The sequence below is a fragment of the Blastococcus sp. SYSU D01042 genome (assembly GCF_054050515.1).
The window spans coordinates 24,287-47,225 of the sequence record NZ_JBJGZM010000008.1 but is presented as its reverse complement, the minus strand read 5'-3'; the positions used below and the strand labels follow the sequence as shown (position 1 = coordinate 47,225).

General features: G+C 75.1%; 20 protein-coding genes. 4 read left to right on the top strand and 16 right to left on the bottom strand.

The annotated features are described in order from the left end of the window. Nucleotides 1-11 precede the first annotated feature (11 nt). From ACI79H_RS15100 to ACI79H_RS15065, 8 genes are all read right to left on the bottom strand, one after another. Nucleotides 12-677, bottom strand: coding sequence for a prepilin peptidase (locus ACI79H_RS15100; protein WP_456555222.1), 666 nt, complete (start codon nt 675-677; stop codon nt 12-14). A 9-nt stretch (nt 678-686) separates the two neighbouring features. Next, nucleotides 687-1,505: a shikimate dehydrogenase gene (locus tag ACI79H_RS15095; RefSeq protein ID WP_456555221.1), complete on the bottom strand. Its 819-nt coding sequence runs from the start codon at nt 1,503-1,505 to the stop codon at nt 687-689. After that, nucleotides 1,498-2,796, bottom strand: a complete 1,299-nt coding sequence (mltG, locus tag ACI79H_RS15090; protein ID WP_456555220.1) for an endolytic transglycosylase MltG — start codon at nt 2,794-2,796, stop codon at nt 1,498-1,500. Before mltG ends, ACI79H_RS15095 begins: the two co-directional genes overlap by 8 nt. 152 nt (nt 2,797-2,948) lie before the next feature. Further along, nucleotides 2,949-3,629 carry a Holliday junction resolvase RuvX gene (gene ruvX / locus ACI79H_RS15085; protein ID WP_456555219.1) on the bottom strand — a complete coding sequence of 227 codons (681 nt, stop codon included), beginning with the start codon at nt 3,627-3,629 and terminating at the stop codon, nt 2,949-2,951. Nucleotides 3,630-3,634: 5 nt separating this feature from the next. After that, on the bottom strand, nt 3,635-6,334 hold the full coding sequence (gene alaS, locus ACI79H_RS15080; protein WP_456555218.1) for an alanine--tRNA ligase: 2,700 nt from the start codon (nt 6,332-6,334) through the stop codon (nt 3,635-3,637). 22 nt (nt 6,335-6,356) lie between these two features. Beyond that, nucleotides 6,357-6,644, bottom strand: a complete 288-nt coding sequence (locus ACI79H_RS15075; protein WP_456555217.1) for a hypothetical protein — start codon at nt 6,642-6,644, stop codon at nt 6,357-6,359. Continuing rightward, nucleotides 6,644-7,069 (bottom strand): DUF948 domain-containing protein, encoded by a 426-nt coding sequence (locus ACI79H_RS15070; protein ID WP_456555216.1) that lies wholly within the window; start codon nt 7,067-7,069, stop codon nt 6,644-6,646. Before ACI79H_RS15070 ends, ACI79H_RS15075 begins: the two co-directional genes overlap by 1 nt. A 109-nt stretch (nt 7,070-7,178) precedes the next feature. After that, nucleotides 7,179-8,516 carry a replication-associated recombination protein A gene (locus ACI79H_RS15065; protein WP_456555215.1) on the bottom strand — a complete coding sequence of 446 codons (1,338 nt, stop codon included), beginning with the start codon at nt 8,514-8,516 and terminating at the stop codon, nt 7,179-7,181. Nucleotides 8,517-8,551: 35 nt separating this feature from the next. Here ACI79H_RS15065 and ACI79H_RS15060 point away from each other — a divergent pair, with 35 nt between their 5' ends. Genes ACI79H_RS15060 through ACI79H_RS15050 form a run of 3 tightly spaced genes read left to right on the top strand, consistent with a single transcriptional unit; the run spans nt 8,552 to nt 11,400 of the window. Then, entirely contained in the window at nt 8,552-9,409 is an 858-nt protein-coding gene (locus tag ACI79H_RS15060) for an aldo/keto reductase (protein WP_456555214.1), read from the top strand. 56 nt (nt 9,410-9,465) lie between these two features. Then, complete coding sequence (locus ACI79H_RS15055) at nt 9,466-10,956, top strand: adenylate/guanylate cyclase domain-containing protein (protein WP_456555213.1); 1,491 nt, start codon at nt 9,466-9,468, stop codon at nt 10,954-10,956. A gap of 21 nt (nt 10,957-10,977) precedes the next feature. Continuing rightward, nucleotides 10,978-11,400 (top strand): CBS domain-containing protein, encoded by a 423-nt coding sequence (locus tag ACI79H_RS15050; protein WP_456555212.1) that lies wholly within the window; start codon nt 10,978-10,980, stop codon nt 11,398-11,400. Here ACI79H_RS15050 and ACI79H_RS15045 read toward each other — a convergent pair. The 3 genes from ACI79H_RS15045 to ACI79H_RS15035 form a co-directional block, all read right to left on the bottom strand. Next, on the bottom strand, nt 11,357-12,751 hold the full coding sequence (locus ACI79H_RS15045) for a sensor histidine kinase (protein ID WP_456555211.1): 1,395 nt from the start codon (nt 12,749-12,751) through the stop codon (nt 11,357-11,359). The two genes, ACI79H_RS15050 and ACI79H_RS15045, sit on opposite strands and share 44 nt — an antisense overlap. Next, nucleotides 12,748-14,388, bottom strand: a complete 1,641-nt coding sequence (locus ACI79H_RS15040) for an FAD-dependent oxidoreductase (protein WP_456555210.1) — start codon at nt 14,386-14,388, stop codon at nt 12,748-12,750. Before ACI79H_RS15040 ends, ACI79H_RS15045 begins: the two co-directional genes overlap by 4 nt. A gap of 67 nt (nt 14,389-14,455) precedes the next feature. Beyond that, nucleotides 14,456-15,787: an adenylate/guanylate cyclase domain-containing protein gene (locus ACI79H_RS15035; RefSeq protein WP_456555209.1), complete on the bottom strand. Its 1,332-nt coding sequence runs from the start codon at nt 15,785-15,787 to the stop codon at nt 14,456-14,458. A 247-nt stretch (nt 15,788-16,034) separates the two neighbouring features. On the opposite strand from ACI79H_RS15035, the gene ACI79H_RS15030 reads away from it, so the two are divergent. Beyond that, nucleotides 16,035-16,907 carry a hypothetical protein gene (locus ACI79H_RS15030; RefSeq protein ID WP_456555208.1) on the top strand — a complete coding sequence of 291 codons (873 nt, stop codon included), beginning with the start codon at nt 16,035-16,037 and terminating at the stop codon, nt 16,905-16,907. Nucleotides 16,908-16,978: 71 nt separating this feature from the next. On the opposite strand, the gene ACI79H_RS15025 is transcribed toward ACI79H_RS15030, so the two are convergent. The 5 genes from ACI79H_RS15025 to ACI79H_RS15005 are packed head-to-tail and all read right to left on the bottom strand — an operon-like array spanning nt 16,979 to nt 22,788. Further along, nucleotides 16,979-18,067 carry a pyridoxal-phosphate-dependent aminotransferase family protein gene (locus ACI79H_RS15025; protein WP_456555207.1) on the bottom strand — a complete coding sequence of 363 codons (1,089 nt, stop codon included), beginning with the start codon at nt 18,065-18,067 and terminating at the stop codon, nt 16,979-16,981. Then, nucleotides 18,064-19,830: an aspartate--tRNA ligase gene (gene aspS, locus ACI79H_RS15020; RefSeq protein ID WP_456555206.1), complete on the bottom strand. Its 1,767-nt coding sequence runs from the start codon at nt 19,828-19,830 to the stop codon at nt 18,064-18,066. The genes ACI79H_RS15025 and aspS overlap by 4 nt, the downstream gene beginning before the upstream one ends. Nucleotides 19,831-19,856: 26 nt before the next feature. Further along, nucleotides 19,857-20,843: an aldo/keto reductase gene (locus ACI79H_RS15015; protein ID WP_456555205.1), complete on the bottom strand. Its 987-nt coding sequence runs from the start codon at nt 20,841-20,843 to the stop codon at nt 19,857-19,859. Beyond that, the gene (gene hisS, locus ACI79H_RS15010) at nt 20,840-22,105 is read right to left on the bottom strand and encodes a histidine--tRNA ligase (protein WP_456555204.1); all 1,266 of its coding nucleotides are present in this window, start codon (nt 22,103-22,105) and stop codon (nt 20,840-20,842) included. The genes ACI79H_RS15015 and hisS overlap by 4 nt, the downstream gene beginning before the upstream one ends. Beyond that, a complete protein-coding gene (locus tag ACI79H_RS15005) occupies nt 22,105-22,788 on the bottom strand; it encodes an MBL fold metallo-hydrolase (protein WP_456555203.1) in 684 nt (227 codons plus the stop codon). Before ACI79H_RS15005 ends, hisS begins: the two co-directional genes overlap by 1 nt. Between the last annotated feature and the right edge of the window lie 151 nt (nt 22,789-22,939).

Sequence of the window (22,939 nt, the reverse complement as noted above, 5' to 3'; positions counted from 1 at the left end):
GACCCCGCCCTTCAGAGGCCGGGGGGCGCGGCGCCCAGGGCCAGGGCGAGCACCGCGCCGGCCAGCAGCGGCGGGCCGAAGGGGACCGCGGTCCGCCAGCCGGCGCGGCGGGTGAGCACCAGGGCGACCGAGACCAGCGCGCCGGTGAGCAGGCCGAGGAAGACCCCCGCCATGAGCACGCCCCAGCCGAACCAGCCCAGCAGCAGGCCGAGCAGCCCCAGGAGCTTGGCGTCGCCCAGCCCGAGCCCGTGCGGGGAGACCACCCAGGCCAGTGCACCGGTACCCGCCGCGACCAGACCGGCGGCCAGGCCCCGGAGCAGCGCCGTCCACGTGCCCTCGACGGCCGCGTCGACCAGCAGAGCGGCGCCGCAGACGACCCCGGCCGGGTACGTGACCCGGTCGGGCAGCCGGTGGCCGATCAGGTCGGTGGCGCCCAGCACCACGGCCGCACCCGCCGCCCAGGCGAGCGCTGCGGTGACCGGCCGCAGCCCGGTCAGCTCCCCCGCACCCGCGAGCAGGGCGGCGAGGACCCCGGTCGTGACGCCGGTCCGCAGCGGGCCGGGCACCGCGGCCGGGTCGCGGGTGCCCAGCCGGACGGCGACCCGTGCCAGCCACGGCCCGACCGCCAGCGCGGTGACCAGGACGACGACGGCGAGCACCGGCCGGGACGGCTCCACGGGCGGGGCTCAGCGCACGGAGAGCGCGGCGTCCAGGGCCCGGCGCATCTCCGCCAGCGGTGCGGGGGAACCGGTCATCAGCTCCACCTGCACGGTGGCCTGCCAGAACAGCACCTCGGCGCCGCCGATCACCGTGCCGCCGGCGGCGGTGACCCGCTCGGCCAGGGGGGTGGGCCAGGGCGCGTAGAGGACGTCGAGGACGGTCTGCCCGGCCCGCCACGGCAGCGCGCTCACCGCGGCCTGGCCGTCGACGGGCACGGTGCTGACCACGACCGGCGCGTCGACGTCGGCGCCGTCCAGCCGGGACACCGTCGCCGGCACCTGCAGCACGTCGAGCACGCCGAGCAGGTCGGCGGCCCGCTCCGGCTCGCGGACGACGACGTCGAGGTGCCGGGCACCCAGCGAGGCGAGGGCCACCGCGGCCGCGGCGGCGGTCCCGCCGGCGCCCAGGACGGCTGCGCGCTCGACCTGCTCCACGCCGGCCGCCTGCAGCGCGGTGCCGATGCCGGCGACGTCGGTGTTCTCCGCCCGCCACCCGCGGGTCTCGCGGACCAGCGTGTTGGCCGCGTGCAGCAGCCGCGGCAGCGGCTCGACCACGTCGGCGACGTCGACCGCCGCCTGCTTGCACGGCATGGTCACCGAGAAGCCGCGCCACTGCTCGTCCAGCCCGGCGAGCAGGTCGGGCAGGTCGGCAGCGCCCACGTCGAGCGCGTCGTAGCGCCAGTCGCCGAGGCCGAGCGCGGCGTAGGCGGCGCGGTGCAGCAGCGGGGAGAGCGAGTGCGAGACCGGCCGCCCGAGGACGGCGGCCCGCTTCGGACCCTCAGCCACCGCAGCCCAGGCCGGCGTCGGCGCAGCGCTGCCGGGCGGCCTGGAACTCGGCGTAGTCGGAGGTGAAGAAGTGGTTCCCGTCGGAGCTCTCCAGCACGTAGTACAGGAGGTCGCCGGTGCTCGGGGCCAGCGCCGCCTCCAGGCTGGCCTCGCCCGGCGAGCTGATCGGCGTGGGCGGGAGCCCGCCGCGCGTCCGCGTGTTGTACGGGCTGTCGGTGCGCAGGTCGCTCACGGTCAGGTCGTTGCCGCTCTTGCCGAGCCCGAAGGCCAGCGTGGCGTCGATCCCGAGCGGGATCCCCTGGTCGAGCCGGTTGTAGACCACCTGCGCCACGTCCGGGCGCTCCTCGTCCAGCCGGGTCTCGGACTGGATCATCGAGGCGATCGTGACGATCTCGGCCGGGGTCCGGCCGACCGCGGCCGCCCGCGCCTCGAGCTGGAGGTCGCCGGCGACAGCCGCGTACTGCTGCACCATCGCTCGCAGGATGTCGGCCGCGGTGTCGTCGGGCTCGACGTCGTAGGTGGCCGGGAAGAGGTAGCCCTCCGGCTGGCCGTTGGCGGAGGCGGGCAGCCCCAGCGCGACCGGGTCGGCCGCGGCGGCCTGCAGCTCCTCGATCGGCCGGCCGGTCTCCGACGCGATGCGTTCCAGGGTCCGGGTGACCGTGAGGCCCTCCGGGATGGTGACGCGGGTCAGCAGGCGTGACTCCTCGGACAGCAGCAGGTCCAGCGCCGCCTGGCCGCTCATCTGCGAGCGCAGTCCGTAGACGCCGGGCTGGATGCCGGTGGCCGCGGCGTTGCCCTCGGCCGCGTCCACGAAGGGGCGGGTGGAGGCAATGACGTCGGCGTCGGCCAGGGTCCGGGCGATGTCGCTGAGCGTGTCGCCCTGGGCCACCCGGATCTCGACGGTGCCGGTGCCCTCGCCGGTGTAGTCCTCGGCCTGCGTCAGACCGAGCAGCGCCTGCACGCCCAGGACGATGCCCACGACGAGCCCGCCGAGCAGCAGCAGGCTGAGCAGCACCGCGACAGGACGACGGCGCCGGCGCCGGGGAGCCGCGGCGACCTCGTCGTCGTGGGCGTCGTGCTGGTCGAGGTCGTGGTCGTCGTGGTGCGGGCCGTCCTCGCCGTGCCCGCCGATGACCTCGAGCCCGCCGGTGCGGTCCCAGGCGTCGGTGTCGCCCTCGCCGGGGTGGCGGTCGTCCGGGTGCACGGCGTCGGGACCGACCGCGACGGTCGCGTCGTCGTCGACGGGACCGTCCGTGCGCGGCTGCAGCCGGTTCCAGACGCCCGAGGGCATCGGCGGCAGCGGCGCCGACGGGTGCTGCTGGCCCGGCTCGCGGGGGGTGTGCAGCGGCCCGGTGCGGTCGTCGTCGCGGGGTGGAGCCGGGTGTTCACCGGTGGCGTCCCCGGCGGAGTGTCGCCCCCGCCGGCCCGGACCACCGGGATCGGTCACGACCGCGCCCGCCGGCTGTCCAGGTACTGCTGCAGGATGACCACGGCAGCCGCCTGGTCGATGACGGAACGCTGGTTGCGGCTGTCGATGCCGCCCTGACGCAGGTGACTCGCTGCGGTCACGGTCGAGAGCCTTTCGTCGATCAGGTACACGGGCACATCCGCTATGCGGTCGGCCAGTGCCTGAGAGTAGGCGCTGGCGTCCGCCGCCGACGCGCCTGACGCACCCGACAGGTGCCTCGGCTCCCCCACCACCACCTCGGTCACCTCGTGTTCCGCGACGAGGGCGGCGAGGCGGTCCAGGTCGGACCCGTCCGTGGCCCGGCGGAGGGTCTCCAGCGGGCTGGCGAGGGTGCCGGTCGGGTCGGACATGGCCAGCCCGACGCGCACCGTGCCCACGTCGACGCCGAGCACCCGCCCGGTCGCCGCGGCCGACGGCTTCGGCGGCACCTTCAAGTGCGCCGGCCAGCCGCCCGACAGGTCGATCTCGGTCGTCTCGTTCGACACCGGGGGGAAGCCCTGGCTGAGGTCGATCTCGGTCGTCGGGTGGTGCGCCGGCTGACCGGGCACCGCCCGCGGCCGGGCGGGCGGGACCGCGGGCAGCTCGCGCCGCCGGCTCCCGACCGGGCCGGTGTCGTCGGGGTTGTAGTCGGAACCGTTGTCCTCGGTCGAAGGCACGGTGCTCACCTCCCAGTGGCGGTCTGGACCGCCTGCTCGCCGGCCTGCAGCGCGGCGGGGATGCCCGCCGCGTCGGTGCCGCCCCCCTGGGCGACGTCGGCCTTTCCGCCACCTCGGCCGCCCACGGGACCCGCCGCGGCCTTCAACACGTCGTCGGCCGACAGCCCCTGCGCCAGGGCGGCCGGGTTGAGCGCCGCCACGAGGGCCACCTTGCCACCGGACTCCGACGCCAGCAGCACGACCGCGGGACGGTCGCCCAGCCGGCCGCGGACGTCCAGGGCCAGGGTGCGCAGGTCGCCGCCGCCGAGGCCGGCAGGCGCGCCGGTGACCACGGCGATCCCGCCGACGTCGCGGGCGGCGCCGGCCAGCTGGCCCGCGGCGGCCAGCGTCTGCTGGCTGCGCAGCTCGGCCAGCTCCCGGTCCACGTCGCGCAGCCGCGACAGCATGCCGCCGACCCGCTCGACCAGCCCGTCCTGCGGGGTCTTCAGCAGCTCGGCGAGCTGGCGGACCAGGTCGCGCTCCCGGGCGAGGTAGCGGAAGCCCTCGAGGCCCACGACCGCCTCGACGCGGCGCGAGCCCGAGCCGACCGACGACTCGCCGGTCAGCGCCAGCGTCCCGATCTGCGCGCTGCCGCGGACGTGCGTGCCACCGCACAGCTCGCGCGACCACGGGCCGCCGATCTCCACGACGCGCACCTGCTCGCCGTAGGTCTCGCCGAACAGCGCGAGCGCGCCGAAGGCCTGCGCCTCGGGCAGCGTCATCCAGGACGCCGAGACCGCGTGGTCGGCGCGCACGGCGGCGTTGGACACGTCCTCGATGTCCGTGCGCTGCTGCTGGGTCAGCGCCCCCTGCCAGGCGAAGTCCAGGCGCAGGTAGCCCGGGCGGTTGTAGGAGCCGGACTGCAGCGCCTGCGGCCCGAGCACCTGCCGGAGCGCGGCGTGCACCACGTGCGTGCCCGAGTGCGCCTGGCAGGCCGAGAGCCGCCACTCGCGGTCGACCTCGGCGGTCAGCTCCACGCCGTCGGCGAGCTCCCCCTCGAGCACCCGCACCTGGTGGGCGACCAGGCCCTTGACCGGGCGCTGGACGTCGATGACCTCGGCGCGGCCGCCGTCCCAGGTGAGGATGCCCGCGTCGGCGACCTGACCGCCGGACTCGGCGTAGAAGGGCGTGCGGTCGAGCACCACGCGGGTGATCTCGCCGGGACCCACCGGGCGGGGCGCGGCGTCGTCCGCACCCTCGCCGTCGCTGCCCTCGGCGACGATCCCGAGGACCCGCGAGTCGGTGCGCAGGGTCTCGTAGGCCTGCCAGTCGGTCGGCCCGTGGTCGGCGAGCAGCCGCCGGTAGGCCAGCACGTCGACCGAGCCGGTGCGCTTGGCGCGCGCGTCGGCGCGGGCCCGGTCGCGCTGCTGCGCCATGAGCGCGCGGAAGCCCTCCTCGTCGACGACGACGCCCTGCTCGGCGGCCATCTCGAGGGTCACGTCGATCGGGAACCCGTAGGTGTCGTGCAGGCTGAACGCCTGGTCGCCCGAGAGCCTGGGCGTGCCCGACTGCTTCGCCTGCGCGACGGCGGTGTCGAACAGCGCCGTCCCCGAGGTGAGGGTGCGGCGGAACGCCTCCTCCTCGGCGTAGGCGACCGACGAGATGCGGTCGAAGTCGGTGGCCAGCTCCGGGTAGCTGGCGCTCATCGCGTCGCGGGAGACCGGCAGCAGCTCGGGCAGCGAGGCGTCCTCGACCCCGAGGAGCTTCATGGAGCGGACGGCGCGGCGCAGCAGCCGGCGCAGGATGTAGCCGCGGCCCTCGTTGCCGGGCGTGACGCCGTCACCGATGAGCATGAGCCCGCTGCGGACGTGGTCGGCGACCACGCGCAGCCGGACGTCGGCCTCGTGGTCCTTGCCGTAGGTGACCCCGGCCAGCTCGGCGGCGCGCCGCAGCACCGGCGCGACCTCGTCGATCTCGTACAGGTTGTCGACGCCCTGCAGCAGGAAGGCCACCCGCTCCAGGCCCATGCCGGTGTCGATGTTCTTGTTGGGCAGCTCACCGACGACGGTGAACTCCTCCTTGCTGCGCACGTCGGTGAGCTCGTACTGCATGAAGACGAGGTTCCAGATCTCCAGGAACCGGTCACCGCCGGTGTCCACCAGCGGGCCGCCGTCCGGCCCGTACTCCGGACCGCGGTCGTAGTAGATCTCCGAGCACGGCCCGCCGGGGCCGGCCGCCCCGGTGTGCCAGTAGTTGTCCTTCTTGCCCAGCCGCTGGATCCGCTCGACCGGCAGGCCGGCGATGCGGTGCCAGGCCTCGGCGGCCTCGTCGTCGTCCAGGTAGACCGTGGCCCAGAGGCGGTCGGGGTCGAACCCCAGGCCGCCGTCCTCGACCGACCCGGTGAGCAGCTCCCAGGCGTGCTGGATCGCGCCTTCCTTGAAGTAGTCGCCGAAGGAGAAGTTGCCGTTCATCTGGAAGAACGTGCCGTGGCGGGTGGTCTTGCCCACCTCCTCGATGTCGAGGGTGCGCACGCACTTCTGCACGCTGGTGGCCCGGGGGAAGGGCGCGGGCTCCCGGCCGGTCAGGTACGGGATGAACGGCACCATGCCGGCCACGGTGAACAGCAGCGAGGGGTCCGGCGACACCAGCGAGGCGCTGGGGACGACGGTGTGGCCGCGGGCGGCGAAGTGCTCCAGGAAGCGGCGGCGGATCTCGGCGGTCTGCATCAGGTCTTCTCGGGTCGGGGTGTCAGGAGTCGGCGCTGTGCGCCCCGCGGCGGCCGGGCAGCTGCACCTGGTCGCCGGCGGGCAGCGGCGCGTCCAGGCCGGTGCCGGCGCGCAGCTCCTGCTCGCGCTCGGCCATGGCGTCGCGCACGTCGGCACCGAAGTCACCGATGGCGTCGGCCAGGTCGCGCAGCCCCTCGGCGATGGACGCGCCGATGCCGGCGGGGGTCAGCTTCTCGGCCGCGGAGGAGAGCTTGCGGACGACCAGTGCGCCGATGGTGATGCCCATGGCCAGCCAGAACAGCCGGCGCATCAGGCGGCCCGCCGGGCGGCACGGCGGGCGCGGCGTGCCTCCTTGTCGCGGCGCGCGGCCTCGGCCAGCGCCTCGCCCTCGCGCTTCTTGCGCGTGGCGCTGCGCACGCCGTAGGAGAACGCGGCGACCTTGATCAGCGGGCTGCCGAGGGTGGCGGCGACGACGCTGGTCAGCGCGGCGACGTTGCTCGACACGTTGGCCGCGTTGCCGGTGATGTCGTCGACCCGCTCCAGGTTGCTGTTCACGTGGGTCACGGTGGTGCTGGCCTGGGTCAGGATCGGCGCGCTCTGCTCGCGGACCTGGCGGATGGTCAGCGTGGTCTCGTCGAGCGTGCGCCCGAGCTTGAGCAGCGGGACGGCGACCAGCGCCACCAGCAGCACCAACGCACCGGCGGCGACCAGCCCGGCGATCTCTCCTGCGGACACACGTGCTCCTGATCTGTTGGCGGGTGGGCCGGGCTCCGCCCGGAGTGGTCACAGTAGTCGCGCCACCGGGCGGGGCGTCCCGCGTCCCGTGCTCCTCATCGGCAGCCGCTCAGCGGGTGCGGCGCACGATGGCCCGGAGCTTGGCCAGCCGCTCCCCCAGGCGGGCCTCCGCACCCCTCCCGGTGGGCCGGTAGTAGTCGCGGCCGACCAGCGCATCGGGCGGGTACTGCTGCGGGACGACGCCGTCGGGGTGGCTGTGCGGGTAGACGTAGGTCTGGGCGTGACCGAGCTTCTTGGCCCCTGCGTAGTGCCCGTCGCGCAGGCCCGGCGGCACCGGCCCGGCCAGCCCCTTGCGCACGTCGGTCACCGACTCGCCGATCGCCTTGGTGACGCTGTCGGACTTGGGGGCCGTGGCCAGGTGGACGACGGCCTGGGCCAGCGGGAAGTGCCCCTCGGGCATGCCGATGAACGCGACCGCGTCGGCCGCGGCGACGGCGGTCAGCAGCGCGGTGGGGTCGGCCATGCCGATGTCCTCGCTGGCGGAGATGACCAGCCGCCGGGCGATGAAGCGCGGGTCCTCCCCCGCCTCGACCATGCGGGCCAGGTAGTGCATGGCGGCGTCGACGTCGCTGCCCCGGATGCTCTTGATCAGCGCGCTCGCGACGTCGTAGTGCTGGTCGCCCTGCCGGTCGTAGCGCACCGCGGCCTGCGCGACGGCGGTCTCCAGGGTGGCCAGGTCGATCTCGGTCGCCCCGACCGCCTGCGCCGCGCCGGCACCGGACTCCAGCGCGGTGAGCGCCTTGCGACCGTCCCCGCCGGCGATGCGCACCAGGTGCTCCTCGGCCTCGGGAGCCAGCGTCACCACGCCGTCGAGGCCGCGGTCGCTGGTGAGCGCCCGGTGCAGCAGCGTGCGCACGTCGTCGTCGTCCAGCGGCTGGAGGGCCAGCACCAGGCTGCGCGAGAGCAGCGGGCTGACGACGGAGAAGAACGGGTTCTCCGTGGTCGCGGCGATCAGGCTGACGATCCGGTCCTCGACCGCGGACAGCAGGCTGTCCTGCTGGGTCTTGGAGAACCGGTGCACCTCGTCGATGAACAGCACCGTGCGGCGCCCGGAGAAGGTGAGCTCGCGCTTCGCGCTCTGGATGACCGCGCGCACCTCCTTGACCCCGGAGTCCAGCGCGGACAGCTGCACGAACTGCCGCTTGGTGGCCAGCGAGATGACGTGCGCCAGCGTCGTCTTGCCCGTGCCGGGCGGGCCGTAGAGCACCAGCGACATGGGCTCGTCGGACTCCACGAGCCGGCGCAGCGGGGCGCGCGCGCCGAGCAGGTGCTGCTGGCCGACGACCTCGTCGAGCGACCGGGGCCGCATGCGGACGGCCAGCGGCGCGCCGGGGTCGACCGCCGGGGCGCCGTCCTCGTCCGGTGCCGGGTCGAACAGCGATGTCACGGGTCAGAACGCTACCCGCGGGGCACGACAGCCCCATGGAGCAGCGACGCATCGGGAACCGCACGGTCAGCGCCATCGGGCTGGGGGCCATGCCCCTGTCCACCAAGGAGGCCCGGCCCTCCCGCGAGGAGGCGATCGGGGTGGTGCACGCGGCGCTGGACGCCGGCGTGACCCTCGTCGACACCGCCGACGCCTACTCGCGGGACGAGGCGGAGTTCGGGCACAACGAGGAGCTGGTCGCCGAGGCGCTCGCGGCCTACGGGTCCGGCGCGGACGAGGTGCTGGTCGCGACCAAGGGCGGGCACACCCGCTCGGGCACCGACTGGGGCCTCGACGGCTCGCCGGGCTACCTCCGCCGCGCCTGCGAGGGCTCGCTGCGCCGGCTGGGCGTGGAGGCGATCGGGCTCTACCAGTACCACCGCCCCGACCCGGCGACGCCGTGGGAGGACTCCATGGGTGCGCTGCGGGCGCTGGCCGACGACGGGCTGGTGCAGATGGTCGGCGTCTCCAACGCCGACATCGCGCAGATCGACGTCGCCCGGTCGATCGTCGGGGACGCCTTCGTGGGCGTGCAGAACCAGTTCTCGCCCGGCTGGCGGTTCTCGGCCGACGAGCTGGCGCACTGCGCCGGGCACGGGCTGGCGTTCATCCCGTGGAGCCCGTTCGGCGGGGTCGGCGCGGCCGGCTCGCTGGACTCCTCCGCGCCCGCTTTCGCCGAGCTGGCCGCCGAGCTCGACGTCTCCGTGCACCAGGTGACCCTGGCCTGGCACCTCGCCCAGGCCGACGTGGTGCTGCCCATCCCGGGCGCCTCGCGGGCGGCCTCGATCCGGGACTCGGCGGCCGCCGCCGAGCTGCGGCTCACCCCGGAGCAGCTGGCCCGCCTCGACGGCTGAGCGGTCGGGGCAGAAGTCCCTGGCGCGCTGCGGCGGGCCCGGGGCATGCTCGCCCGGTGGACCCGGCCGGGCACACCCGCACCGACGACCGGCACGGCGGGCGCCTCGCGCGCCTGCGTGGTGCCGCGCTGCAGCTCGGCCCCGGGGGCGCGCTCGTCGTGCTGGGCCTGTGCCTGCCGCTGGTCGGGCTGGTGTTCCTGCTGCGCCCGGACTTCACCGCCGTCCACTGGCGCGGTCCGGCGCTGCACTTCGTGTTCTTCCTGCTGGTCGGCGGCCTCGCGGCGAGCCTCTCGGTGGTCGCCGGCGAGGCGGCGCGGCTGCGGGGCGACGCGCGCGTGTTCCTGCTCTCGCTGGCCTTCCTCACCATCAGCGGCTTCATGGCGCTGCACGCGGCCGGCACGCAGTACGTGCTCACCGACCGGCTGCTGCCGGGGTTCACCGTCGCGATCTCGGTGGGCCTCCTGCTCGCCGCGCCGTTCGCGCTCGGCTCGGCCTACGTCGACGTCCGGCCGTGGGCCGGTCCCGCGGTCATGCGCGCCCGGCCGTGGCTGCGCACCGCCGTCGTCGTCGCCCTGGTGCTGTGGGGCACCTGGTCGCTCGGCAACTGGCCGCCGATCGACGTCATCACCGGCGAGGGCCCCAGCGGCGACACGCTGGAGATCGCCGCGGCGGTGGCCGCGATCGGCTACGTCACCGCCGCCGCGCGGCTGTGGTGGGTGCACCGCGAGCACCCCGGCTTCCTCGTGCTCAGCGTCGTCGCCTGCTTCGGGCTGCTCGCCGAGGCGCTGGTCGGCGTCGCCGTCGCCGGGGAGCGCAGCTTCCACCCCTCCTGGTGGGTCTGGCACGGGCTGATCGTGGCCGCGTTCGTCGTCGTGTTCGTCGCCGCGCGGCGGGAGTGGCGGGACGAGCGCTTCCGCCCGCTGTACCTGCCCGAGACCCGCGAGCGGCGCCAGGAGGTGTCGGTGCTGGTCGGGGACCTGGCGGGCTACACGGGCTTCGCCGAGTCCCGCGACCCCGCCGAGGTCGCCGCGATGCTCCGGGCCTACTACGAGGTGTCCGCGCCCCTCATCGCCCGCCGGTTCCGCGGCGAGGTGGAGAAGTTCGCCGGCGACGGCGTCTTCGCGACCTTCAACCGGCGCGGGGACCAGCCCGACCACGCCGGCCGCGCGGTGCGCGCCGCCGCCGCGCTGCAGGCCGAGGTGGCCCGCATCCGGGAACGGCACGAGGACTGGCCGGAGATGCGGGTGGGGGTCAACAGCGGCCCGGTCGTCGTCTCCGAGATGGGCGGCGCCGGGTACGTCGCGTACCCGGCGATCGGCGACACGGTGAACGTCGCCGCCCGGCTGCAGGCGGCCGCCCCCGTCGGCGGCGTGCTGGTGGGCGAGCGCACCCGCGAGCTGATCGGCGACGACACCGCGCTGACCCCGACACCGCACCTGCGGGTCAAGGGCAAGACCGACCCGGTCGAGGCCTACCTGCTGCAGCTGCCCGCACCCCGCGAGGCGGCCGACCGTTCGCCCGGCGCCCTGCGCCGGGGCGCCCGCTGACCCGCCGACGAGGAGACCGACATGCCCGAGCCGACCGTGCGGGACATCATGCGTCCAGCCGTCACGACGGTGGAGCGGCGGGCGCACCTCGCCGCGGCCGCCTACCTGATGAAGAGGTCGCACGACAACGCGCTGGTGGTGCTCGCCGACCCGGCCTCCCGGGTGCCGGTCACCCTGGTCTGCGACGGCGACGTCACCCAGGCGGTCGCCGACGGGCGGGACCTCGAGCAGACCCGCCTGGTCGACCTCGACCTCCCGGACATGGTCGAGCTGGCACCGGGCACGCCGGTCGAGGAGGCCGCCGAGCGCATGCTCGGGGTCGCCGCCGCCTACGCCCCGGTCGTCGAGGACGGCGCGCTCGTCGGCCTGGTCGACCTGCCCGCGCTCTGCCGCGGTCTCCTCATGACGCGCCGGGAGGACCGGCTGGCGGACGCGCGGCCGTAGCGGCGGGGTGGACGTCGTCCCCGCGCGGCAGGACGACCCGCGCCCGGGTGACCCCGTCGGCCGAGTCGAGGGTCAGCTCGCCGTGGTGCTGCTGGGAGACCACGGCCAGCGACGTGGTCAGGCCCAGGCCGCTGCCCTCGCCGACGGGCTTGGTGGTGAAGAAGGCGTCGAAGACGCGCTCGCGCACCTCGTCGGGCAGCGGTGGGCCGGTGTTCTCCACGTCGACGACCACCCGGTCGCCGTCCCCGCGGGTGCGGAGGGTGATCGTGCCCTGCTCGCCCACCGCGGCCACCGCGTTGTCCAGCAGGTTGGTCCAGACCAGCGCCAGGTCCGCCGGGCGGCCCTGGACGGTGCGGGCGTCGGGGGCGAGGTCCCGGACGACCTCCACCCCGGGCGGGATCTTGTGCCGGACCAGCACCAGGGCCTGCTCCAGCCCGGCGTGCAGGTCGACCTCCGCCAGCCCCTGGTCGGCCGCGTAGGCCAGCGGCCGCACCCCGGTGACGATGCGGGAGAGGTGCTCCGCGCCGGTGACCAGCTCCTCGAGCAGCTCGTCCACCTCGCGGCGCCGCAGGAAGCGCTGCACCTCGCCGGTCCGCTCGTCCGGGGGCAGGGCGCCCAGCGCGTCGGCCAGCGCCGGGCCCTCGACACCGGCGGCGGCCAGCTGCTCGGCGGCCGCCCGTCCGGTGCCGGGGGCGACACGGGCGAGCACGCGGGCCAGCGCGGTCGCCGCGTCGGCGCGGGCGAGGGCGTCCGCCGGCGCCGGGCCGGTCAGCGCGTCCAGCGGGCCGGCCGGACCCGCACCGCCCAGCAGGCGGCGCAGCCGGGCCGCGCTGCGGGACACCGCGGCGGCCGGGTTGTTCACCTCGTGCAGCAGGCCCGCGGTGAGCGCACCGAGGGCGGCCATCCGCTCCCGCTGCCGCAGCAGCGCCTCCTCCCGGGCCAGGCGCCGCGTCGTGGCCTGCAGCAGCGCGCGCACCGAGTCCGGGTGGGCGAGCAGCCGGTCGAGGGCGTCGACGTCGATCCGCTGCACCCGGGCCGGGGTGCGCGCCCGCACCGTCGCGGTCCGCGGGACGCCCTGCAGCACGCCCAGCTCCCCCAGCAGGTCGCCGCGGCCGCAGACGTTGAGCAGGACGGCGGGGCCGGGGCCGCCCTCGCGGGTCACCTCCACCTGCCCGTCGAGGACGACGATCATCGCGTCGGACGGCGCGCCCTCCGCCATGAGCACCGTGCCGGCGGGGACCTCCAGCGTGCGCCCGCCGGCCGCCAGCTCCGCCAGGTAGCCGTCGGGCAGCTGGTCGAACAGGGGCGAGGCGCGCAGCGCGGCCGCGACGTCGCCGATCGGGGTGGTCACCGCCCGGCCAGGCGCTCGTGGGCGAAGCTGACCGCCATCGCGCCCTCCCCCACCGCCGAGGCGATCCGCTTGACCGAGCCGTGCCGCACGTCGCCGGCGGCGAACACCCGGGGCACCGAGGTCTCCAGCGGCAGCGGCGGCACCCGCAGCGGCCACTCGGGCGGGGGCGCGCCGAGGTCGGCACCGGTGAGCACGAAGCCCTTGTCGTCCCGCCGGACGGCGCCGTCCAGCCAGCCGGTCCGGGGCGCCTGCCCGATGAAGACGAACACGGCGTCGGCCGGGACCTCGCGCTCCGCCGTCCCGGTGCGCAGTCGCAGGGCCTCCAGCCGCTGGTTGCCGAGGGCGCCGGCCACCTCGGTCCCCGGGGCGACGGTGATCCGGTCGGAGGCCTCGATCCGGTCGGTGAGGTAGCGGGACATGGTGCTGGTCAGGTCCGGCCCGCGGACCAGGATCGTGACCTCGGCGGCGAAGGCGGAGAGGAACACCGCCGCCTGGCCGGCGGAGTTGCCGCCGCCCACGACGAACACCCTGCCACCGGCGTGGTCCACCGCCTCGGCCCGTCCCGCGCCGTAGTACACGCCCCGGCCGGTGAGCTCGGTGGCGCCGGGCACCGAGAGCGTCCGGTAGGTCACCCCGGAGGCGATGACCAGCGCCGCGGCGCTGACCTCCCCGCCGTCGCCGAGCGTCACCACCGAGTAGGGGTCGGCCCGCTGGAGGGCGACCGCCTCCGTGGGCACGAGCACCTCGGCGCCGAAGCGGATCGCCTGCTCACGGGCCCGCAGGGTCAGATCGCTACCCGACAGGCCCACGGGGAAGCCCAGGTAGTTCTCGATCCGGCTGGTGGTGCCCGCCTGGCCGCCCGGCGCGTTGCACTCCAGCAGCAGGGTGTCCAACCCCTCGGACGCCCCGTAGACGGCGGCGGCCAGCCCGGCCGGACCCGCGCCCACGATGACCAGGTCGTAGGCGTCCCGGTCGGCGCGCACGTGCAGGCCGATCCGCTCGGCGAGGGCGTGCAGGTCCGGCGTCGTCAGCACCTCGCCGTCGTCCAGGACCACGACCGGCAGCTCACCGGCGTCGGTGCGCGCCAGGTCGAGCAGCTCGCGCGCCTGCCGGTCGGCCTGCACGTCCATCCACCGGTAGGGCACCAGGTTGCGGGCGAGGAACTGGCGCAGCTCGTGGGTGTCGGCCGACCAGCGGTCGCCGATCACCCGCAGGTTGGTCGTGGGCTCCGGTCGCCGCCAGGTCTCGAGCAGGTCGTCGAGCACCGGGTAGAGGCGGTCCTCGGGCGGGTCCCACGGCTTGAGGAGGTAGTGCTCGACGCCGGCGTCGTTGATGGCGCGGATGGCGGCGTCGGTGTCGGCGTAGGCGGTCAGCAGCACCCGCCGCGCGTCGGGGTAGAGCTCCCGCGAGGCGGTGAGCAGCTCGGTCCCGGTCATCCCGGGCATGCGCTGGTCGACCAGGAGCAGGGCCACCGGCTCCTCCCGCAGCCGCAGCCGGCGCAGCAGGTCCAGCGCCTGCTCGCCGGAGCCGGCCGCGAGCACCTGGTACTTCTCGGCGTACCGGTCGCGCAGGTCCCGTTCGACCGCCGCCAGCACCGGGGCGTCGTCGTCCACGGCCAGGAGCACCGGCAGGCCCATGTGGTCTCCTCCGCGTGACGGCGAGCACCGCGGACGCTACGCCCGGGCGCAGGCGCTGAACAGCGGGTCAGCCCGCGACCGCGAACAGCGGCCAGGTGCCGGGGACGCCGCGCAGCGCGTGCGCGCCCCGGTCGTCGAAGTGCAGCCCCGACCCGATGACCAGGTCCTTGACGGTTCCCGAGACCAGGACCTCCCCCGGCTCGGCCGCGGTCATCACGCGGGCGCCGATGTGCACCGCGAGCCCTGCCACCTGGCCGCCGTCGAGCCGCTGCACCTCGCCCGCGTGCACCCCCACCCGCACCCGGAGCCCGGCGCCGTCGGCCGCCTCGCGCAGCGCCAGCGCGCAGCGGATGGCCCGGATCGGGCCGTCGAACGTGGCCAGCAGGCCGTCGCCGGCGACGTCCACCTCGACGCCGCCGAAGCGGGTGAGCGCGCCACGGGCCAGGCCCAGGAACCGCCCGCGGATGCCGGCCCAGGCGGCGTCGCCCACCTCGGCGACCAGCTCGGTCGAGCCGGCGACGTCCACGAACAGGACGGTGGCCAGCACCGTGCTCACCGGCGCCGGGGCCGGCCGGTAACCGGTGAGGAACTCCTCGATCTCGGCCAGGGGCGTCTCGGTGTCGCCGACGAAGAACAGGTGGTCGGCACCCTCCAGCTCGACCAACCGCGCGTCGGGCAGGTGCTCGGCGAGGTAGCGGGCGATCGCGATCGGCACCATGCGGTCGCCCGTGCGGTGCAGCACGAGCGCGGGCACCCGGACGGCGGGCAGCACGTCGCGCATGTCGAGGTGCTGGTAGTGCGAGACGAGGCCGCGCGCCATCCCGGGGCTGGCGCCCAGCCGCTGCAGGGTGCCCCACCACTGGCGCAGCGCCGGGTCCCGCCGCCGGCTGGGGGCCCACGCGGTGAGGCCGGCGCCCTCGCCCCAGTGCTCGATCAGCCGGTCGAGCATGCCGGCCATCACCCCGGCGTCCACGCCCGACGGGAAGCCCGGTGCCTCGGTGATCCGCGGGAAGGAGCCGAAGAGCACCAGCGAGGACACCCGCTCCGGGTGCTGGGCGGCGAAGAGCATCCCCATCGCCCCGCCCTCGGAGACGCCGAGCACCGCGGCGCGCTCGGACCCCGCGGCGTCCAGCACGGCGACCAGGTCGGCCGTGCGCTCCTCCAGCGTCGCCGGGCCGGGCACCGGGTCCGACAGCCCCGTGCCGCGCTTGTCGAACAGGATCAGGCGGCTGAACTCCGCCAGGCGCTCGAGGAACGCCCGCAGCGCGGGCTCCTGCCAGTTCCAGTCCAGGTGCGAGATGAACCCCGGTGCGGCCACCAGGTCCAGCGGGCCCTGCCCGACCACCTGGTAGGCGATGGACAGGTCCCCGCTGCGGGCGTAGCGCGTGCTCGGCACCACGCGCCGCAGTCTGGCACCGGGACCCCGCCCGCGGTGCCCTCCCCGCCCCGCCGTCTCCCACCGACCGCCCGCGCAACCCTTGGGAAGTTGATCATCGTCTCCCCGCACGCGACACGGGCGGACTCGCCGTCCCACTCTCCACGCAGACGATGATCAACTGGGGGCGGCGGCGTCCACAGGGGTTACGGTCGTCCACAGATCAGCCGGAGCGCTCAGCCTCGTGCGGTGCCACGGCGAAAGTCCTGCCGTGGACGGCATCCCTCTCGGCGGCACCTACACCTGGAAGCAGGCACGTGCCCTCGGTGTCACCCGCTCGCAGATCCGCGCCGATGGTGCGCCGATCGCTCGTGGGCTCTTCGTCTCGCGCGCCTTGGAGCTCGACCTCGCCACCCGGTGCCAGGCATGGGCGGCGCGGCTGCCCGACGACGCCGTCTTCGGGCTGGACACCGCAGCCGCGCTGGTCGGTGCGCCCTGCCCGTCGAGCGGCAGCATCCACGCCGTCCTGACCCCTCGCCGGGTGCTTCCCCAGTTCGACGGCATCACGGTCCACGCGCGCCAGCTCTCAGCCGCTGACATCGTCGAGCACCGGGGCCTGCGGCTCACATCCGGAGCACAGACGTTCCTCGATCTGGCCGCGCGGCTGCGCCCGGAAGACCTCGTGCCCTTGGGCGATGGCCTCATGCGTCTCGGTGCGCTCGACGCCGCAGCGCTCGAGCAGCGCCTCGGGCGGGCTGATCGCGTGCGCGGCGTCGTCCGGGCGAGGGAGTGGGCGCCGCGGCTGACCGCTCACGCGGCGTCCCGGCCGGAGAGCGTGATGCGCTACTGGCTGCTGACGAGTCGCCTGCCTCGGCCGGAGGTGCAGCTGCCGGTGCACGACCGATGGGGACGCGTCGTGGCGCACGCGGACCTCGGTTACGAGGAGTGGAAGGTCGCCCTCGAGTACGAAGGTCGGCAGCATGCGGACGTCGAGCAGTTCGGGCGCGACGTCGACCGGTACTCGCTCATGGCGGCCGACGGTTGGCTGGTGCTCCGCTTCGCTGGCCGCCACCTCAGAGGTCCTACCGCTCTCATCGACCGGACCACGCGAGCGCTCATGAGTCGGGGCTGGCGGCCGTGTTGATCATCGCCTGCGTGCGCGCGACACGACGAGGCTCGCCGGTGATGCCAGCACGGGGACGATGATCAACGGTGTCAGCGGGCGAGGACGTCCTTCAGCGCGGCGAGGACGAGGGCGACCTTGTCCGGTGCGGCGTTGGGGCCCATGAGCCCGATCCGCCACACCGAGGCGGCGTAGGCGCCGGCACCTGCGCCGATCTCCAGGTCGTACCGCTCGAGCAGCTCCTTGCGGACCGTGGCGGAGTCGACGCCGTCGGGCACCTTCACCGTCGTCAGCTCGGGCAGCCGGGAGCCCTCGGCGGCGAACAGCTCCAGCCCGAGCCCGGCGAGGCCCTCGTGCAGCAGCCGGCCGGCCTCGGCGTGCCGGGCGTGGACGGCGTCCAGCCCCTCCTCCAGGATCCGGCCGAGCCCCGCGTGCAGGGCGACGACCATCCCGGTCGGGGCGGTGTGGTGGTAGGTGCGCCCCGAGCCGGCCGCCTCGCCCGCGTAGCCGCCGAGCAGCCCGAGGTCGAGGTACCAGCTCTGCGGCTTCTCGATCCGCCGCTCCCACGCCCGGTCGGAGATGGTGAACGGCGCCAGCCCGGGCGGGACGCCGAGGCACTTCTGCGAGCCGGAGTACGCGAGGTCCACCCCCCACTCGTCCAGCCGCACCGGGACGCCGCCGAGCGAGGTCACGCAGTCGGCGAGCAGCAGCGCGTCGCCCTTCCCCGCGGCCAGCGGCTCGAGGTCGGAGAGCACACCGGTCGAGGTCTCGGCGTGCACCGCCGCGATCAGCTTCGGGGCGGGGTGCGCGGCGAGCACGCGCTCGGGGTCGACCGGCTGCCCCCACTCGTGCTCCACGGCGACGACCTCGGCGCCGCAGCGAGAGGCGACCTCCACCATGCGCTGGCCGAACAGCCCGTTCACCGCCACGACGACGACGTCGCCCGGCCCCACGGTGTTGACGAACGCCGCCTCCATGCCCGCCGACCCGGTCGCCGAGAGCGGCAGCGTGCGCCGGTTTGCCGTCCCGAAGACCTGCCGCAGCCGCTCGGAGGTCTCGTCGAGCACCTGCAGGAACAGCGGGTCCAGGTGCCCCAGCAGCGGGAAGCCGAGCGCGACCTGCGCCTCCGGGTACGGGTTCGACGGGCCGGGTCCGAGCAGGGTGCGGGCGCGCAGGCTCATGCCGGGTCGGTCTCCTCGGCCTCGGGCCGCGCATCGATGCCGGCCTCGGCCCGCTGGGTCTCGGTGATGGGGGTGGGCGCACCGGTGAGCGGGTCGAACCCGGCACCGGTCTTCGGGAACGCGATGACGTCGCGGAGGGAGTTCGCGCCGGCCAGCAGCATGACCACGCGGTCCCAGCCGAAGGCGATGCCTCCGTGCGGCGGCGGCCCGTAGGAGAAGGCGTCGAGCAGGAAGCCGAACTTCTCCTGGGCCTCCTCGGCCCCGATGCCCATGAGGTCGAACACGCGCTGCTGCACGTCCTTGCGGTGGATGCGGATCGACCCGCCGCCGATCTCGTTGCCGTTGCAGACGATGTCGTAGGCGTAGGCGAGCGCGTTGCCGGGGTCCGACTCGAAGCGGTCGATCCACTCCGGCTTCGGGGACGTGAACGCGTGGTGCACCGCGGTCCACGCGCCCTCGCCGACGGCCACGTCACCGCTCTCCCCCGCCGGCTCGAACAGCGGGGCGTCGACGACCCAGACGAACTCCCAGCGGCTCTCGTCGATCAGCCCGCACCGCGCGCCGATCTCCAGCCGTGCCGCCGCCAGCAGGCTGCGGGCCGAGGACGCCTCCCCCGCCGCGAAGAACACGCAGTCGCCGGGCGCGGCACCGACGTGCGCGGCCAGACCGGCGAGCTCGCTCTCCGACAGGTTCTTGGCGACCGGGCCGGTCAGCGAGCCGTCCTCCTGCACCAGCACGTAGGCCAGCCCGCGGTGGCCCCGCTGCTTGGCGAAGTCCTGCCAGGCGTCGAGCTGCCGGCGCGCCTGCGAGGCACCGCCGGGCATGACCACCGCGCCGACGTAGGGCGCCTGGAACACGCGGAACGGCGTGTCGGCGAAGTACTCGGTGCACTCGACGACCTCGCAGCCGAAACGCAGGTCCGGCTTGTCGTTGCCGTAGCGGCGCATGGACTCCGCGTAGGTGATGCGCGGGATGGGCAGCGGGACCTCGACGCCGATGAGGGCCCAGAGGGCGGCGACGATCCGCTCGCCGACGGCGATGACGTCGTCCTGCTCGACGAAGCTCATCTCGATGTCCAGCTGGGTGAACTCCGGCTGCCGGTCGGCGCGGAAGTCCTCGTCGCGGTAGCAGCGGGCGATCTGGTAGTAGCGCTCCATGCCACCGACCATCAGCAGCTGCTTGAACAGCTGCGGGGACTGCGGCAGGGCGTACCAGTTGCCCGGCTGCAGGCGCACCGGCACGAGGAAGTCGCGCGCGCCCTCGGGGGTGGACCGGGTCAGGGTGGGCGTCTCGATCTCCAGGAAGCCCTCGTCGTGCAGGACCTCGCGGGCGGCGCGGTTCACTTCGCTGCGCAGCCGCAGCGCCGCGGCCGGTCCGGAGCGGCGCAGGTCGAGGTAGCGGTGGCGCAGCCGGGACTCCTCGCCGACCTCCACGTGGTCGTCGATGGGGAACGGCAGCGGCTCGGACTGGCTGAGCACCTCGAGGGAGGTGGTCGCGACCTCGATGCCGCCGGTGGGCAGCTCCGGGTTCTCGTTGCCCTCGGGGCGGGCGCGCACCTCGCCGGTCACCAGCACGCAGTACTCGTTGCGGAGGTGGTGCGCCTCCTCCTCGCGGACGACGACCTGCACGTAGCCGGAGGCGTCGCGCAGGTCGAGGAAGACCACGCCGCCGTGGTCGCGACGGCGGGCCACCCAGCCGGCGAGGGTGACGGTGGTGCCCGCGTCGGACGCGCGCAGCGTGCCGGCGTCGTGGGTGCGCAGCAAGAGAGGTGCCTTTCGGGGAGGGGGGCTTACCAGCGGTCGTGCACGTGGGCGCGGATGCGCTCGTCGTACAGCCGCTCGAGGTCGGAGAGCTGGGACTCGGTGAGGGGCGGCAGCTCGGCGGCGGCGACGTTCCCGCGGACCTGCTCGACGTCGCGCGCTCCCGGGATGACGGCGGTGACGCCGGGCTGGTCGATCACCCAGCGCAGGGCGAAGGCCCCCGTCGGCACGTCGCCGGCGATCGCGGCGACCTCGCGGGCGGCGGCGACGCCGACCTCGAAGGGCACCCCGGCGAAGGTCTCGCCGACGTCGAACGCCTCGCCGTGCCGGTTGAAGCTGCGGTGGTCGTCGGCGGCGAACGTCGTCGACTCGTCGTACTTCCCGGTGAGCAGCCCGCTGGCCAGCGGCACGCGGGCCAGCACGCCGACGCCGGCGCGGGCGGCGGCCGGGAGCAGCTCCTCCAGCGGCTTGCGCCGGAAGACGTTGAGGATCACCTGGATGGTCGCGACGCCCGGGTGCTGCAGCGCGGTCAGGCCCTCCGCGACGGTCTCGACGCTCACCCCGTACGCCGCGATCGCGCCGTCCTCCACGAGCGAGTCCAGCGCGTCGTACACCCGCTGGTCGGAGTAGACGGCGGTCGGCGGGCAGTGCAGCTGCACGAGGTCCAGGGTGTCGACGCCGAGGTTCCGGCGGGACCGGTCGATCCAGGAGCGCAGGTTCTCGGGCGTGTACTGGGCGGCCTCGAACGGGTCCGCGCGGCGGCCGGCCTTGGTGGCGACGAACGGCCGGTCCGACCGCGCCGCGAGCGACCTCCGGATCCGCTCCTCGGAGCGCCCGTCGCCGTAGACGTCGGCGGTGTCCAGCAGGGTCACCCCGGCGTCGAGCGCGGCCTCCAGCACGTCGGCGGCGGCGTCCTCGCTCACGTCGCCCCAGTCGCCGCCCAGCTGCCACGTGCCGAGGCCGACGACGCCGACCTCGGCTCCGGTCGGCCCGAGCGGCCGCTGCTCCATGGTCATGCGCCCACCGTCGCACGCCGCAGCGCATCGAACAGCTCGGGGACGGGGACGGCGGTCTGCTGGCCGGTCGCCATGTCCTTGAGCTGGCCGACGCCCTCGGCGAGGTCGCGCTCGCCGATCACCACGACGTGCGAGGCACCCGAGCGGTCGGCAGCCTTCATCGCGCCCTTGAGACCGCGGTCGCCGTACACCGTGTCGGCGCTGACGCCGGCGGCGCGCAGCTGCCCCACCAGCCGGACGGCCAGCCGCTTCGCCTCCGCGCCCAGCGGCACGACGAAGGCCTGCACTCCGGCGCTCGCGCCGATGTCCAGCCCCTCGGCCTGCACCGCGAGCAGCGTGCGGTCCACGCCCACGGCGTAGCCGATGCCCGGCAGGTCCGGCCCGCCGAGCGACGCGGACAGCCCGGCGTACCCGCCGCCGCCCCCGATCGCCGACTGGGCGCCCAGCCCGTTGTGCACGAACTCGAAGGTGGTCTTCGTGTAGTAGTCCAGCCCGCGCACCAGCCGGGGCGCCTCGGTCCAGGCGACGCCGAGGTCGGTCAGGTGCTGGCGGACGGCGTCGTAGTGCGCCTTCGTCGAGTCCGAGAGGTGGTCCACCATCAGCGGGGCGTCGTCGAGCTGCGCCTGCACCTCGGGGCGCTTGTCGTCGAGCACCCGCAGCGGGTTGATCTCCGCGCGGCGCCGCGTCTCCTCGTCCAGGTCGAGCTTCTCGAGGTAGCCGACGAGCAGCTCGCGGTACTGCGGGCGGCAGGTGGCGTCGCCCAGCGAGGTGAGCAGCAGCTCGAAGTCGGTGAGCCCGAGGTCGCGGAAGCCCTGCACGCCGAGCGCCACGACCTCGGCGTCCAGCGCCGGGTCGTCGACGCCGAGCGCTTCCATGTCGACCTGGGTGAAGTGCCGGTAGCGGCCGGCCTGCGGCCGCTCGTAGCGGAACGCCGACCCGACGGCCCAGACCTTGACCGGCAGCGCGCCGGAGTACAGGCGGTGCTCGATGAACGCCCGCATCAGCCCGGCGGTGAGCTCCGGGCGCAGCGTCAGCGACCGGCCGCCGCGGTCCTCGAAGGTGTACATCTCCTTGGTGACGACGTCGGTGGACTCCCCCACCCCGCGCGAGAACACCGAGGTCTCCTCGAAGACCGGCGTCTCGATGTAGCCGTACCCGGCCGCGCGCAGCGGAGCGGTGAGCGCGTCGCGGACGGCGAGGAAGCGGGCGGACTCCGGCGGCAGCGTGTCGAAGGTGCCCTTCGGCGCGGACGGACCGGTCATCACAGGCCTCGCCCGCGCGGCTCGGCGGCCGCCTCGGCCAGGTAGGGGTTGCTCGCCCGCTCGCGGCCGATCGTCGTCGCCGGGCCGTGCCCGGGCAGCACGACCGTCGCGTCGTCCAGCGGCAGGACGACGTCGCGCAGCGAGCCGAGCATCGCGTCCCACGAGCCGCCGGGCAGGTCGACGCGGCCCACGGAGCCCGCGAACAGCACGTCACCGGCGAGCAGCCCCGGGGCCTCGCCGAGGTCGACGGAGAACATGACCGAGCCCTGGGTGTGCCCCGGCGCGTGCCGGACGGTGAGGTCGACGCCGGCCAGCGAGAGCACCGCGCCGTCGTCCAGCGGCTTCACGTCGCTCGGGTCGGGCAGCCGTAGGCCGGTGATCAGCGGGGCGAGGTTCGGCCCGTGCCAGCGGACGGGGTCCGAGAGCATCCCGGAGTCGGCGGGGTGCAGGTAGGCGGGGATGTCGTAGCCGTCGCACACCGGCAGCACGGAGAAGGTGTGGTCCAGGTGGCCGTGGGTGAGCACCACCGCGACCGGCTTGAGCCCGTCCTCGGCCAGCATCTGCGCCAGCGGCTCGACGGCGTCCATGCCCGGGTCGACGACGACGCACTCCTGCCCGGGGCCGGACGCGACGGCGTAGCAGTTGGTCCCGAAGGCGCCGGCGGGGAAGGAGCGGATGAGCACCCGTGCAGGTTACGCGGGCGCCCCCGGCCCGGCGGGCGTGCCAGGGAACCGAGAGCTCCGGCACCTAGACTCCGTCGTCGACCGCGTCGAGCGGCGCCCGTGGCCCGGGCCGCCGCCCCGCCGAGCGCCCGCCCGTCCGAGGAGTTCCCCC